Below are 14,797 nucleotides of genomic sequence, written 5' to 3'. Positions count from 1 at the left end.
CGATGGTAGGACGCACGCTCCTTGATCCGTTGAGATCACCATGATCCAAGGAACTGGAATCGGTCTTCGCAAAAGCATTCTTGTGTAGCTACCAAGGGCTCGGTTTGCGAAGAGACACTGATGGAGACGCCAGGCATGGCCTCAGAGCACAGCAGCCCTTCACGTGCCAACGTGCTGGGCATCGGTATCAGCGTGGTGCGCATGGCGGATGCTGTCCGCCGCGTGACGCAGCTGATCCGCTCTGGCCGCAAGGGCTATGTCTGCGTTACCGGGGTCCATGGAATCATGGAAGCCCAGCGGGATGTGGCTCTTCGTACCATCCTGAATCGTTCCTTTCTCACCCTCCCGGATGGCATGCCTACCGTGTGGGTCGGTCGCCAACAGGGCTTTTCCATGGAGCAGGTCTCCGGGCCGGACTTCATGCTCCGCCTCTGCCAGGAAGGCGTAGAGAGCGGAGTACGACATTTCCTATATGGCGGAGATATCGGCGTGGCCGAGGCGCTGCGCGAGTCGCTCTGCCGACGCATTCCTGGCCTGCAGATTGTGGGCGTGTACACGCCGCCCTTCCGCCCGTTGAATGAGGACGAGCTCGCCGAAGTGCAGGACGTCATCCAGCAGGCGAACGCCGATGTGATGTGGATCGGCCTTAGCACTCCCAAGCAGGAGCGCTTCATGGACGAGTTCGTGGACCGGTTGAATGTCAGCGTGCTCGTTGGTGTAGGGGCTGCCTTCGACTTTCACACCGGCCGCATCAAGGATGCCCCGCGCTGGGTGAAAAAGATCGGTATGCAGTGGCTGCATCGCCTCTCCCAGGACCGCCGGCGCCTCTGGCGGCGATATCTGACCAACAATCCCCGCTTTGTGTACCGCATCCTGCTCCAGTGCCTTGGGGTCCAGCGCACCAAGCTCGACGCCAAGGAAGGTCCTGCTGCGGTCGACCACGCCTAGACGGCTGGGACTACCCGCTTCCACTCACAGCGTTCTGCGTCCTACGTCCTGGCCCGGCCAGAGCTCCTTCTGACGTGCTCGGAACTTCTTCGGCTTGGTCCCATTGCAGATCACCCTGGATCTGTCCACCTCATCCAGGATCCGCCGGAACACATAGCCTGGGGATGTGGAGAGGGCCCGCCACCCATCCCGCATGGCGCCAAGGGGATCTCTTCCCGCGGTTCGGATGTTCATCCCGCGTAGGCTCTCCTGGGCGATGAGGTCCCGTACCACCACCATGCTCTCCAAAGCGCCCGCGACCTCCGCTTCGGGAAGCGGCGTGAGCCCCCACAGCTCCGAGAGCAGAAGGTATTGGACGTAGAGCAGATCGACCGCGTTCTGTTTCATCGCCAGCGTCGTGGCCTGCCCCCCATGCTGGCGATACCCAACCAGCACCTCGGGGATCACGCGAATCTCGGCGCTGCGCGCGATGCGCCACCAGAGGTCTGCATCCTCGGCGCGATTGAGGGTCTCACGGTAGCCGCCGACCTTAAGCGCGCACGCAACATTGAGAGTCGCCGCCGGATGGCAGAAGCTCAGCAGATATCCCCGCTCTACAATCTCCCGAAGCTCCTGGTGCGTGCCGCGGGAGGCCCGAAAGCTTCCGATCGACCGATCCGGCGGATAGTACTCGGCCATCGCTGCTAGCAAACCTGCATCACCGTACCGGCCGATGTATTCCAGCGTCCGTTCCACGCGCTGCGGATAGGCGATATCGTCGGCATCGTGCCGCATGAGCCACGGCGTCTCCGCCGTCTCAAGCATGTAATTCAGGGTACGGCTGAAGCGTAGTTCCGGCTTTTCGACAATCTGGATCCGCTCGTCCCGGAGGCTGTACAGGTAGTCCAGGCTTCCGTCGCTGCCGTCCCCCACTACGGCAAGTACGCGGAAATCCCCGTGGGTCTGGCCGAGCAAGCTCTCCATCGACTCGCTCAGATAGGGCATGGCCCTGTTCACCGGCAGCCCCACCGTCAATATGGACATGCCCCTCCCTTTTCCCGGACGTCCTCGGCCCGCCCCTTCGAATTCACGCGATGCCTGCCGCGATCGCTACTGCGGATCGTCGGCGTTTCCCGTCGGCCTGGATGTGGCCGGCTGTTGTATTACAACATTTCACCGAAGCTCCGCCTCCGGGAGCAGGGTGAGCGTAAGTCGCGCCTTTCGGTTCGCGAAGAAACATAAACTTTGGAACTGTCCGGTTTAGACGGCAATTGGATGTGCGAAGTCGCGGCCCATCCCAAATAGAGTAGATCAGAGTGCGAGCCGGTACGATTGGTCCCGGTCCGGCACGACTCCGAGGCGAAACGCTCGCGATATGCTTCTAGCAGGCGCGAGGCCCCATCATCGATCGATATGGCGGCTCCTATGGCCGCCGAGAGAGGCCTCTATATCCGCATGAAGAGACCTGATCGCAGCAGCAGGGCGCAACCGCTGGAGCGGCAGCTTCCCGCGATGGAGGCTTCAGCATGATCCTCGTGCTTGCTCCCGTAGCGTTCATCGTCCTGTTCACCGTGGTCCGTCTGTTCGCTCGGAGTTTTCTCGCCGGCTGGTACGCGCTCCTGATCGTTTCTGCCCTGGGCTACGCTGTCGGCGCAGACTCCGCCAGGTTCGCAGGGATCCACATCTTCCCAAGCGACGCGCTGTATTTCTGCCTGCTCGCCGCCGGGGCCATCCGCTCGCGCGTCTGGGAGCTCCGCTTCAGTCCGCTCAGCCTGACTGTAATGGCCTACGTCGGAATCTTCGTCCTCAGCATGACCCGCGGCCTCCTGCAATTTGAAGTCACAACCGTTGGCCCTGAAGCGCGTGGATTTATCGGCGAGATCGTTGCGGTGATCTACTTCATCACCGTGCCGCATGACCGCGAAGTAATTCGCAAAGTCGTGCGCGCGATGATTCTGTTCGCTGCCTTTCTGGTCCTGATCGTTGTGCTCCATTATGCCGGGCTACCCGTTGGAGTGGACATGACGCTTGACCCCACGATCAAAATCGACCGCGCCCTCCAGGCCACGGCCGTGGGCTCGATCGAGCTCGCCCTTATCTTCGCTGCGTTCTGGTGGACCTGGGAGGAGCGCGGAAGCCGGTGGATGTTCGTAGCTACCGTCGTGTTCACCACATGTGTCGTTGGCCTGCAGCATCGCACCGTCTGGGGCATGTTGGCAGTCACCCTCGCGATGGCCCTCTTTATCGACCGCGACGTCCTGCGAGTGTTCCTCAAGGCGCTCGGGCTCACCGCTGTCGCCGGTCTGCTGGTGCTTGTAATATCACCGGGTCTGCGATCGCGCCTCGTCGCAGACCTCCAGGAGAGCGCGACCAACAGTGGAACCTTGACCTGGAGGGTGCAGAGCTCGCAGCGCTCGATCGAACAGGAGGAGGGTCTTATCGAGGTGCTCATCGGCCAACCGATGGGATCCGGATACTCCCGCCTGGACATCGATACGGGCACCTACACGACGGCCCCACCGCACGACGAACTCGTGAATCAGTACGTCCGCCTCGGCCTCGTTGGCACGCTCTTACTACTGGCCATTCTGCTCCGGCCAATATGGGCGGTCTGGCGTGGCGGAGACGACGATCTCCTTTTCCCAGGCGCGAATGCCTGGCTCATCGTGGCCGCAGCGGTCTTCACCTTCGGTATTCCGTACTGTTTTTCCGCGGAGATCGTAGCCTTCGCAGCCATGGCCAACGGCCTTACGTCGGACGAATTTGCGCTCGAGCAGGAAAGTGATTTCCTCGACGAAGACTCCGAGGACAGGCCCGTTGACGACCCTATCGATCCCACCCTCGAGCCACTGCCTCAGCTCTAATCCTGTTCGCGGGCTAGATCTTGCCGCGCACAAGACACGTCAGCACCAGGCGGATGTACGGCGAGACCGCGTACAACGGCCACAGCGGCCCCAGGTTCTGCCGCGAGAAATGCGACCACTCCCTCCAGGAAGACCCCTTCGGGGACTGCATCAGCTCCCAGCGGCGTCGCAGCGGAAGACGCTTGTCCGTCCACGAACCGTCGTAGTTGTTCTCGCTGCAGGTCCCGATGTACCCGGGCACAGCGTACACGGCAAAGCCCGCAGCCGTCGCCCGCAGGCCATAGTCGACGTCGCCGAAGCTGTGCTGGTAGTGCGGGTCGATATTGCCCACAACCTTCGCGACCGCGCGCGGGATGAGCGTGCAGTTGCCGTTCATCGTCACACAAGGCAGCGCGACCTCGGGGTCTGGATGCTGATGCAGGAACAGCGGCGGAAGCCAGCGGCCGTGGCGTGCATAGCCCCCGTAGGTGAAGACGCCGGTGACCGCGTCTTTTGTGCTTCCCGTGACAATCGCGTCAATGCCGCGGTCCCGCAGCTCCCGCGCGGTATCGATCTCCAGCGCCAGCGCATCCTCGTTCAGGATCGTGTCGTCGTTCAGCCACAGGTAGTAGTCGAAGTCCTCCGCCAGCGCCATGGAAAACGCCATGTGCATGCCCCGGTTCCAGAACAGCTTGCCGGAACCGCGGCCGATGCGCACTTGGGGAAATTGCTCTGCGACCGCCTCCGACGTCCCATCCGTGCTGCCGTCGTCGATCAGGAAGACCTGCAACTCGCACTCCGGCAGACTCTGCTGAAACAGCGCAGCGAGGCAGCGAAGCGTGATATCGCGCCGGTTGTGGCAGGCAAGCAAAGCCGCCACACGCTCGCGGCGCGGCGCGGCTACGCCGATCTCCTGTCCTGGCTGACTGATGGTTGCATCCATTGGCTACCTCCAGCCTAAACGACCGAGGAATAGCATCGCCGGACCCGTGACAGTTCAGCGGCCGAAGAGTCGCGCAAAAAAACCGACCCCGGATCGCTGCTCTGAATCGTGATCGTCATCGATTCCCCGCGGATAGGGCTGCGGACCAAGCGGCTCGCCCTCGTAGATGCGCTGCGGGTTGGTAATACACAACCGCCGCGCTGTCTCTTCGCCAAAGTTCTGGCGCAGATGCTCGTAGGCGCGACTCATGTTGGGCGGCCGACTGGTGGTGTTATGCGCGTCGGTCGCCACCACCGTCGCCCAGTTGTCCTGAACATAGCGATTGGCGATCGCTCGCGCAGTCTTGCCGAACTCGCCTAGCAGCGCCCCTGCGGTAACCTGCACCAGCATGCCGTCGCCGATCCAGTTGCGGATCCGCCCCGGATCGCGCTGGATGCTCATGTTGCGTTCCGGATGCGTCAGGACAGGAATCAATCTGGCCGACATCAGCTCGGCCTGCGCGTTCGATACGGCGTTCTGCAGAAATTGCTCGGGGAGTTCGATCAGAATGTACTGATGGCCATTGATCGTATAGCGCGTGGGGTTGTTCTTCGCGTCCTCCACGTTGTCATACGTGATGTGGAAGTCGCAGCCCTGCGCGAGCGTAAGCGGGATGCCGCGCTCCGCCAGCGCAGCCCGCAGCTCAGCAAGCCGCTCTGCGTTGACCTCAGGCACAAAGTCATAGCGATGACTCGCGTGAGGCGTGCAGACGACATGCGTGATGCCATCCGCTACGGCAGCTTCGGCCTGCGCGATCGAGTCCTCAAGCGTCTTCGGGCCATCGTCCAGCCCGTACAAAAGATGGTGGTGCACATCAAACATGAGTTATCCCAGTGGAGCAAGGCGCCTTCGAGCGCGCTCTGATCGTTTGATGCATCTAGTGTACCGTTGCAATGCCCCCGTCCGATGAACACAGCGGTATGCTGCGAGGCACTTTGGTATCAGTGCTTTCGCCCGGTTGGAGCGCTTTGGGGCAGCGGCGAAGGTGATCGACTATAACGAGCAAGCGCCGCGGCCACCACGTCATACTCCGGTTTCGGATTCAGGTTTGCATCCAGCAGCCCTGGACGATGTTTCTGCCCATCAACCCGCCGGTACTTGGGCTGTGTGGCTCCCGCCCAGTCCAGCCAGTTGTAGCGGTCCGACAAGGTCCAGAAAGAAATCATCGTCGGCTGGGCAAGAGGAAGCACTACATCGAGGTATCTTCGCAGGACATCGGCGCACGCTGCATCACGCGCAACCGGATCGGCCGGCAGGCTGGTGTCGTCTACGTCGATCTCCGTGAGCTGCACCTCGTAGCCCAGAGAGCGAACCTCGCCCAGAAAGCTCTGCATGCGGGAAGTCGCCACGGGCTTGTTCGCAAACAGGTGGGACTGAATCCCAATCCCATGAATCGGCACGTTCGCCTTCCGCAGACGCCGCAGATGCGTCAGGAAAAGGTCGCGGTCCACCTGGTCGCCATGATCGTCCGACTCGAGGTAATGCTCATTCCAGATCAGCCGTGCGTTTGGATCCGCCTCGGCTGCCACATGGAAGGCCAGGTCCACATACTCCTGGCCAAGATACTGCGCCCAGGGATAGGTCGCCAGCCCATCGGCACGCTTATCCCAGACGTTCAGCGCCTCGTTCAGCACGTCCCAGGAGTACAGCCGGCCCGCATAGCGGCCAGCCACCGTGCGGACATGGTTCTCCAGCATTGAGCGCGCATTGGACGCCGAGATCTTTCCCCGCACCCACTCGGGCGTTCCGTAGTTCGGCCACAGAAGATTGTGTCCGCGGATCGTCAGTTTCTGGCTCTCCGCCCAGCTGACGAAGGCGTCTGCCTGGGTGAAGTCGTAGACCTCGGAGTTGGGGCAGAGGCCGGTCCACTTCAGCTCGCCTTCCGGAGTCACAGCATTGCACTCCCGCACCAGCCGGGCGACAAACTCGTGATCCTTCTGCACGGTGGAATTGCCCAGCACACCACCGATCAGCCATGGCCCGCCCGCTGCGATCTCGCGCAGCGCCTTGCCGGTCTGGGCCCACAGCGGCGATCCCGCAGCAGCCGCAGCGAGAACTCCCCGCTTCAGCAGCCGCCGCCGCGTCCAGCTCCGCACTTGCCTGTCGAATGCCAAATCGGATGATCCTCGGCTGAATAGCGGAATCGCGAATAGCTGAATCGCGGAATGTAGGAGTTAGGACAGTAGCCTAACTCGCCTCCCCCCTCCCCCCTCCGCCGTAAAGTATTGATTACGTTTCGGTTAAGGGGTAATAATAGACTTGACTTACCCACGCCAAACGCATATATTCGCTTCATGGGAAGCCCGAAGACATTACTCGAAGCAATTCAACACTTTAGCGATGAGCAGGTTTGCATCGATGCTGTTGCTGGGATGCGTTGGCTAAACGGCGTGACCTGCCCAGAGTGCAATGCCGCCGACCCCTACTACCTCAAGACTCAGAAGCGTTGGAAGTGCCGGGAATGCCGGATTCAGTTCTCTGTCAAGCGCGGAACCATCTTTGAAGACTCTCCCATCTCGCTCACCAAATGGCTCCCGGCGATGTGGCTGCTAGTGAACTGCAAGAATGGCGTCTCCAGCTATGAGCTGCACCGCGATCTAGGCGTGAGCCAAAAGACAGCGTGGTTCATGCTTCATCGGTTGCGGCTGGTTATCAAGGCCCCGAACATGGGAACGAAATTGGGTAGCAATGACGGCGGCGAAGTTGAGGTAGACGAGGCGTTCATCGGCGGAAAGATGAAGAACATGCACCGCAGCAAGGCAAACGGCTTGCAGAAGGTGAAGCAAGCGGCGGGCTATGAGAACCGCGTCCACCACGAGAACAAAACGGCTGTCCTCGGAATGCTTGATCGTGAATCCCGGCAAGTACGCGCCCAGGTTGTGCCGAACGTCAAGCGTGAGACTTTGCAGGGAGAGATTCTAAAGAACGTGAAGTACGGCTCCTCGGTCTACACCGATCAGGCCGTAGCCTACGACACTCTGCACCGCCGCTATATCCACGACACCGTCAATCACGCCACCACCTACGTCAAGGGCCGCGTTCACACGAACGGGCTGGAGAACTTCTGGGCGCTCACAAAGCGCACTTTGGGCGGAACCTACGTCGCGGTAGAGCCGTTCCACCTTGACCGCTATTTGGATGAGCAGGTTTTCCGGTTCAACAATCGCGCCACGAAAGACAACCCCCTGAACGACTCAGACCGCTTCCTGCTCGCTCTATCTCAGGTCACAAACAAGCGGCTTACCTACGCAGAATTGACCGGGAAAACGGAAAGACCGCAAGCCTAATCCGTATCGGGGGAAACGGGGACGGAAGCCGAAGACTTAGGCTTGCGACCGCGCTTCTGGGGAGCTAGAGGAGTGAGCTTGTCTTGAGCCAAAAGGCGATTGAGGTCGGCCTTTGAGACGGACATGGCCTGTCGCAGCGCGTCATTGAATCGTGTCATCTCTATTGATTCGGTCTTCGCCATTTTTTCCAAGCTCCGGACTGATACAATCTTCGGCATGGTCTGCTCTAAGAAGAGAAGACACAGAAGCGCAAGCTACAGTTAGGACAGTAGCTTGCGCGTGAGGGTAGATCTATCAAGGGAAGTTCGCCCGTCCCGATCAAGTTCGAGGCGTTTTCCCGGTTCCTACTCTGCTTTACAACCCCGGTCACAGTCGTAAAACTGTGACCGGGCCTTACACGGGCGCGGAACTGGTCGGGCAGGGGTCCGCAAAACCTAAGTCCCGAGGGTTCGATTCCCTCCGCGTCCATACACCCAAAACATCGCTCTAAATTTTGCCGGCCCCAAAATGGGGCCTTTTGTTTTGCCGTTTCAAAAGCGCCTCCGCGAAAAGCACTCTTCAAAAGAGGTCCCGCGAGGACACTCTCTCTAAAAGACAGTTTTATAAAATTCCTAAAAACTGCCTACATCATGCTTGCACACCAATAGTGATATGTAAACGCCAGAGCGTCGTTTTTCTTGATGTCGTGATAATGGAAATTCAGTAAAGAACACCGGAGCCCTGCCACGAAACCGCCTGCCAAAATATCAATTCCCGAAAGTTGCCCGGCCTGAGCCGCTGGGTTAGCCATCTCTATTAGTACCGGTTAAGGAGTGACTTCGGCAAAGTATTCATTCCATGGGAGATGTTCTCAAAGTATAGATTTGCATGGTGTTGCGCACGCGTGTACGGCGGCTCACTATAGGGCCCTTGTTTCATTGTAAAGATCTGGAAAGGGTGATTCGGCAGATGGGAATCCAACCCGTTTTCTGGTCGAGGAGGCGAAGCGTCCTGCCATCAGGATAGATGCGTCTCCGGCACAGGCCATTCACGCCGGCCGCGTACCTCAGCCAACGCGTCGGAATAGATCTCCATCAACCGCGCGTACACCACCTCGCTCGCATACTGACGCTCGAAGTCCGCACGAGCCCCGCTACGCAACCGCTCTAGTTGCTCGCCCCGTGGGGGGAAACGCTCCAACGTCGCAGCAAGGTCCGCCGCATCGCCCACGCGGAAGAGGATGCCGTTCTCCCCATGCCGAACGGCCGCTCCAATAGGACCAATCTCCGACGCGATCACCGGGGTGCCCTTGGAGAAAGCCTCCGTCATCACTCGGCTCAGCCCCTCGTACCAGATCGACGGCATGACCACCGCAGCGGCGCGGCCAATCTCCTCGCGCACGGCGGCGCCAGGAAGCTGGCCGAGGAATGTCACCTCGGGCCAGTGGCAGGCCATCGCCCGCAGCTCCAGCTCCTCGGGTCCGGTCCCAATGATGCGCAGCCGCCTCGCCACGCGCCCGTCCGCGCGCAGCTGCCCCCATGCGCGCAGCAGCACATCGACTCCCTTCTCGGGAGAAAACCGGCCCACGAAGAGGAAGTCGTCGCCCTCGCCTGTGCCCAGGCCCGTCTCTTCCACGCTGTTGGGTTTCACGACGATGTGTCGCACCGGCAGTCCTCCGGCGATCATCTTCTCGCGCATGAACTCAGTCAGCGCAATGTACCGTGTCACCTTGCGGCTCCAAGTTCCCAAGAGACGATGCGAGAACAACATGCCTGCCGTGACGGCGCTCTGCGTACGGTTGCCGCGATAGCACCGATACACTGCGGCCGGCCACGGCAGCGCCTTCCCGAGGCACTCCTCACACACGCGGCCCTCGCGCAGGAAGGTACCCGCCGGGCACAGTAGACGATAGTTATGCAGCGTCTGAACACTGGCCACGCGCTCCCGGGCGGCGGCGTAGAAGATCGCCGGCGAGATCAGCGGGAAGAAGTTGTGCACCGACATCACGTCCACGCGATGCTCGCGGATCAGCCCGCGCACAGCCTTGTAGTCATCCCAACTCCAGAACGCCCGCCGCACCACGGAGCTGCGCGAGACGTCCGCAATCACGCGGTTGTCCTGCTCATGCGTGACCACCGTGTGCCCGTGGCTGCGTAGCAGTTCAATCTCGGTGGCGCAGGCCTCGTCCTCGCCGCCGGCGTAGGCATATCGGTTGTGGACGACGAGAATGTTCATGGGATTGGTGGAAGGCGCGAGCGTTCGTCCGCTCAACCCCTGGCCTCCATCATTGGCTCTGCAAGCGACGGAGCCGCCGCATGCAGCGCCATCAGGATCCGGTCCGCCATGTTGCGCTGATCCAGCGGCGTCGCGGTGGCAATCGCCGCCCGGCGCATCGCGTTGAGTTCCGCAGGCGTGGCGGCCAACGCTCGAGCCAACGCAGCGTCCAGCTCTTCCGGCCGATCAGGATCGAAGGCCCAGCCACTGACTCCATCCACCACCATGTCCAGCACAGCCTGGCTCGCGAGGCTGCCCAGCACCGGAAGTCCCGCGATCATCGCCTCGTTCACCACCACGCCCCACTCATCGGCCAGGGTCGGGAGCACGTACAGATCCGCTGCATGGTACTGCGCAGCAAGCTCAGCAAAGGGTAACGCTCCCAGCAACTCCACCTCGTAGTTCGCAGGAAGCTCCCAACCTGCGATGGTCTCCCGCAGCGGCCCTGCGCCCACAATCGTCCAGCGCACAAGGCGTTCCGGATGGGCAGCGCACCATCGCAGCAGCGCCGCATGCATCCGATCGAGGCCCTTCCGCTCGATCAGCTGCCCCGTGTACAGCAGCCGCGTCTCGGGACCGGGGATACGCTCAGCGGGCCCAGCAAAGGAAGCATTCTCTGTGGCTTGCGGGACGAGATGGACACTCTCCCGTGGAAATCCAAGACCTGCAATATACCGCGCGCCGCTCGATCCGTTCACCAGCACCTGGCTGGCGAAGCGCACCAGCACCCGCCGCAACGCGTGTCGCATTCGTCCGCGATGCCGCTCGGTCACCTCGCTCAGCGTAGCCCACACGATCAGAGGCTTTCCATACAACCAGCAGTACATCGCTGCCTGGACCGTGCGCATCCCGAACTCAGCGGCAACAACGACGTCGGGATCGAAGGCAGCCAGCTGCGGGATCGTGTCCCATGGCACATGAACGGTCGTCTCCTCGTGGAAGCTTCCCTCTCCGCCGAAGGTCTTCGCAAACGAGAGGTTGCGCTGCACCGTGACCTCCAGGATGCCCCAGTCAGGAGTCCAGTCGCGGTTTCCCTCCATCCGCACGGAGACGAAGATACGCAGCTTGCGCAACCCCACAGACAGCATCTCGAGCATGCGAATGCGGTAGGGCGGAAGGAAGTTCGTCAGCAATGCCACACGGCCCGGAAACGGCGCAGGTGCACGATCCAGCGCAAACCGCGGAAGCTCCCCGGAAGAGGCCGGCGCGGCAAGAAGCGCGGCAATCCCGCTCTCAGTAGACACGGTAGATGATCGACGAAGTGGCAGCGCCGATGATCGAGGACCCGTTAATCAGGATGTTCTTCACGAAGCTCGGCGGCACATACACAATGTCCGTATCGTGCAGGGCCGGCGACGGGTTCTTGCCTTTGGTGGAGGGATTGAGCTGGAAGGCTTCTTCGGTCAGCGTATCGCCATTGCGATGGAGGATACGGATCGAGCCCGTGGCGGCCTCGAGGCTCGTCCCTTGCGCCAGCGCCAGGGCCTCCATCACATCCAGCGAGCCGCGGTTCACCATCATGTAGCCACCTGGCCGGTGGACCGCCCCCAGCACGTAGATGATGCCCGCACGATGGACGTCGACCGAATCCCCCGGAGCCACACGGATGTTCCCGAAGCGGCTTTGGTCCGCGCGCGTGTTGGAGACATGCTCCAAGGCGTCCAGTGGGGTCTGAGCGCGATGGATGTCGATCGTAACGCCCGCGCTGTCAGTCTCGCCGCCCGCCTGTGCCAGCGCCTCCTGCAACGAGATCGGAGCCAGGATCTGGAATCGCCCCGGCGCATGCACCTCGCCGCCGATGGTCAGGTAGCCGGGAGCGACCTGCGTCACATCCAGCGACACCTGCGGACGGACAAAGTATTCCCCCTTGAGCAGCGCGGACTCGATCGCCCGACGCGCCTCCTGTAGGGTCATTCCCCCAACCTGGACCGAACCCGCCAACGGCACCGCGACCGTGCCATCCGAAGCGACACGCAGGGAGGCGGCCATCTCGGGAGCGTCATACACGCCGAAACGAAGCAGCGTTCCTGCCTCCAGCTTGAGGGTCGCGAGGTCCTGCGGCACCAGCGTCACGCCTGCCTCGGGAAGCTGCTGCACAGCGTGCTGACGCGGGACCAGAGACACCGGATCCGCCGGGACGCTACCATCCCCCGTCTGCGCCGCGGCCATGCTGGCCACACACAGCACCGCTGCTGCGACCAGCAGTCGAAACTCTGCAAGGCGAAGCATCATGCGGCTACTCATCGGAGTTCTCATAGTAGGTGCTATCCCCGTAATACTTGTACCCACCGCCAAACTCACTGGACTGGATATCGGCAGCGTTCAAGATCAGCCCGAGAAGCCTCTTGCGGGAGGGCGCCAGCTGTTCCAGCGCACGGCGCAGCGGAGCCCGCCGCGTTACGCCGGAGCGTACCACCAGAATCACACCATCCACCAGCGTCGAGGTCAGCACGGCGTCGGTCACCAGCAGCACGGGCGGCGAATCGATGAACACATAGTCGTACTCGCGCTTCATACGGTCCAGCAGCGCGGCGAATCGCGGCGACCCCAGAAGCTCCGAGGGGGCAGGCGGGACCGGCCCCGAGGTCATCACGTGTACCGTGTCCATATCCGGGTGGGACTGAATCACCGTCGCCGGATCGATATCGCTGGTCAGGCACTGGCTGAGGCCCACTGCGTTCGGCAGGCCAAGCTTGGCGTGCAGCGATGGACGCCGCATGTCCGCATCGACGAGCAAGACGCGGCTGCCCTGCAGCCCAAAGGCAAATGCCATATTCGAGGTCAGGGTCGATTTGCCCTCACCGCTGAAGGAGCTCGTGAAGAGCAGCGTTCGCGGTTGCTCCGCGCGGCTAAGAAGAATCGCCGTGCGGATCTGGCGACAGGCCTCAGCCACCACTGATCGTGGCGAGCGCAGCACCCACGCAAACCTGCCCTCGGCCTCTGCTGGAGCATCGGTCTTGCTCGATCCGTACGGATAGGCCGACGACCACCGGCGACGTTTACCCGCCTGCGGAACCAATCCCAGTAACGGCAGCCCCGTCAAGGGGGCTAGATCCTCGGGAGTGGTCAGTACGTCGTTGTGGTATGCCATGGCGAATGCCAGGAACAGCCCCGTGGCGAGGCCTCCGAGCAGCCCCAACGCAATGTTCTGCACCGGCTGTGGCCGGGAAGGCCCTGACGGAACCCGGGCAGGATTCACGATAGTCACGTTGGACGACTTCGCGCCCGCCAGGATGTTGGCCGCCTCCAGCTTGCCGTATAAATCCTGATATAGCGTCCGGTTGGAGATCTCCTCCTGCTCCAGCAGGAGGAGCTGGTCGGCACTGCTGGTCATCTGTCCAAGCCGCTGCTTCTCGCGCTCGACGCTACGGCGCAGACCCTCTTCCGTGCTCTGCGCCAGTTCCAGGTTACGGCGCGCCTGCTTGCCGATGCGCTCGATCTCTTCATTTGTCTGCCGCTGCACCTCGGCAAGCTGGCTGCGCAGAGCCAGGATCACTGGGTTCTGGGCACCATACTTCTGTGTCTCCGACGAGATCTGAACCTCAATCTGGCCGCCCTGCGCGCGCAGTTGATGCAGCCGTGTCGTGTCGAGCGACCCGAAGCTGGCGGAAGCTCCGTTCAGCTGGCTACTGTCGATGCCCAGCACAACATCCGCATCGCGTGACTGCGTCATGCGGAATACAGCCTCAGCGGCGATCCTCTGGGTCTCCGCGCTTGTCAGCTGCCCGTTGAGGTCATTCAGCCGGGCCAGTTCCACGCTACCCAGGTCGGAGCCCACCTGGTTGCTGCCAGTCCCGGAGATAGTCGGCGCACCGATGATGCCAACCTTCTGCCGAAAGTCATCTACACGCTGCTGACTGTTGCTTACCTTGTCCTTCAGGTCTGTGAGCTGGTCGGTGAGCCACGCCGAGGTCTTCGAGGTCGCGTCATAGCGCTGCTGCGTAGAGGCGATCAGGTATGCCTCGACCACAGCATTGGCGATGCGCGCGGCTTGTTGCGGATCGGCGTCCGTATACGTGACGCCGACCAGCCGCGTCCCCTTCACCAGAGAGATCTTGAGCCGCGACTGAAACAGCCTCACCGCGGAATCTCGATAGGACGGATTCGACTCGAGCAAGGAACGGCCGGATGCTGCGGCTCCGGCCGGGTGAAGCGCCAGGAATGGCTGGCCGTCGGTGAGATTGAGATCCTCTAGCACCTTGAGAGCGATGTTCTCGTTGCCGATCACCGCTTGCTGGGTCAGCAGGTCCACGCTGAGCTGGTCGCCGCCGATCATCTGCTGGCCGACCCCGGAGAGGTCCTCCAGGCTCAGGCTGGTGCCGCCCTCTTTATGCACCTCGATCGTGACTGTGGAGCTATATCTACGCTGCATCAGGCTGGTAAGCAGCGCCGCAAGGGCCACCCCGAGCACCATGCAGCCAAGCACCAGCCACAGATTCTTACGCAGGATCACCAAGGCGTCGGTCAGGTGCATCTCGCGGCGGAGAGCTCCGCGGCGGACAGGA

11 protein-coding genes are annotated in these 14,797 nt (G+C 61.7%); 3 read left to right on the top strand and 8 right to left on the bottom strand.

Annotated elements, in window-relative coordinates; genetic code table 11:
• Nucleotides 1-135 precede the first annotated feature (135 nt).
• Nucleotides 136-948: a WecB/TagA/CpsF family glycosyltransferase gene (locus AC5E6W_RS20505; protein WP_491754202.1), complete on the top strand. Its 813-nt coding sequence runs from the start codon at nucleotides 136-138 to the stop codon at nucleotides 946-948.
• A gap of 24 nt (nucleotides 949-972) precedes the next feature.
• Here the strand turns inward: AC5E6W_RS20505 and AC5E6W_RS20500 are convergent, their stop codons facing one another.
• On the bottom strand, nucleotides 973-1,971 hold the full coding sequence (locus AC5E6W_RS20500; RefSeq protein ID WP_491754201.1) for a glycosyltransferase family 2 protein: 999 nt from the start codon (nucleotides 1,969-1,971) through the stop codon (nucleotides 973-975).
• 482 nt (nucleotides 1,972-2,453) lie between these two features.
• Here AC5E6W_RS20500 and AC5E6W_RS20495 point away from each other — a divergent pair, with 482 nt between their 5' ends.
• Nucleotides 2,454-3,791: a hypothetical protein gene (locus AC5E6W_RS20495; protein ID WP_491754200.1), complete on the top strand. Its 1,338-nt coding sequence runs from the start codon at nucleotides 2,454-2,456 to the stop codon at nucleotides 3,789-3,791.
• A gap of 13 nt (nucleotides 3,792-3,804) precedes the next feature.
• On the opposite strand, the gene AC5E6W_RS20490 is transcribed toward AC5E6W_RS20495, so the two are convergent.
• The 3 genes from AC5E6W_RS20490 to AC5E6W_RS20480 form a co-directional block, all read right to left on the bottom strand.
• A complete protein-coding gene (locus AC5E6W_RS20490) occupies nucleotides 3,805-4,713 on the bottom strand; it encodes a glycosyltransferase family 2 protein (protein WP_491754199.1) in 909 nt (302 codons plus the stop codon).
• 54 nt (nucleotides 4,714-4,767) lie between these two features.
• Entirely contained in the window at nucleotides 4,768-5,574 is an 807-nt protein-coding gene (locus AC5E6W_RS20485) for a tyrosine-protein phosphatase (protein WP_491754198.1), read from the bottom strand.
• A 119-nt stretch (nucleotides 5,575-5,693) separates the two neighbouring features.
• Nucleotides 5,694-6,866, bottom strand: a complete 1,173-nt coding sequence (locus tag AC5E6W_RS20480; RefSeq protein ID WP_491754197.1) for an endo-1,4-beta-xylanase — start codon at nucleotides 6,864-6,866, stop codon at nucleotides 5,694-5,696.
• A gap of 180 nt (nucleotides 6,867-7,046) precedes the next feature.
• Between AC5E6W_RS20480 and AC5E6W_RS20475 the strand changes: the two genes are divergently transcribed.
• A complete protein-coding gene (locus AC5E6W_RS20475; protein ID WP_491754196.1) occupies nucleotides 7,047-8,039 on the top strand; it encodes an IS1595 family transposase in 993 nt (330 codons plus the stop codon).
• Nucleotides 8,040-9,035: 996 nt separating this feature from the next.
• Here the strand turns inward: AC5E6W_RS20475 and AC5E6W_RS20470 are convergent.
• From AC5E6W_RS20470 to AC5E6W_RS20455, 4 genes are read right to left on the bottom strand one after another with little or no spacing between them, the layout of a single operon-like run.
• Entirely contained in the window at nucleotides 9,036-10,289 is a 1,254-nt protein-coding gene (locus AC5E6W_RS20470; protein WP_491754195.1) for a glycosyltransferase family 4 protein, read from the bottom strand.
• On the bottom strand, nucleotides 10,286-11,536 hold the full coding sequence (locus AC5E6W_RS20465) for a glycosyltransferase family 4 protein (protein ID WP_491754194.1): 1,251 nt from the start codon (nucleotides 11,534-11,536) through the stop codon (nucleotides 10,286-10,288). Before AC5E6W_RS20465 ends, AC5E6W_RS20470 begins: the two co-directional genes overlap by 4 nt.
• Nucleotides 11,526-12,524, bottom strand: coding sequence for a polysaccharide biosynthesis/export family protein (locus tag AC5E6W_RS20460; RefSeq protein WP_491754193.1), 999 nt, complete (start codon nucleotides 12,522-12,524; stop codon nucleotides 11,526-11,528). The genes AC5E6W_RS20465 and AC5E6W_RS20460 overlap by 11 nt, the downstream gene beginning before the upstream one ends.
• A gap of 4 nt (nucleotides 12,525-12,528) precedes the next feature.
• Complete coding sequence (locus AC5E6W_RS20455; protein WP_491754192.1) at nucleotides 12,529-14,766, bottom strand: GumC family protein; 2,238 nt, start codon at nucleotides 14,764-14,766, stop codon at nucleotides 12,529-12,531.
• Nucleotides 14,767-14,797 lie beyond the last annotated feature (31 nt).

The sequence above is a fragment of the Bryocella sp. genome (assembly GCF_058498515.1).
This window is presented reverse-complemented; position numbering and strand designations above follow the sequence as displayed.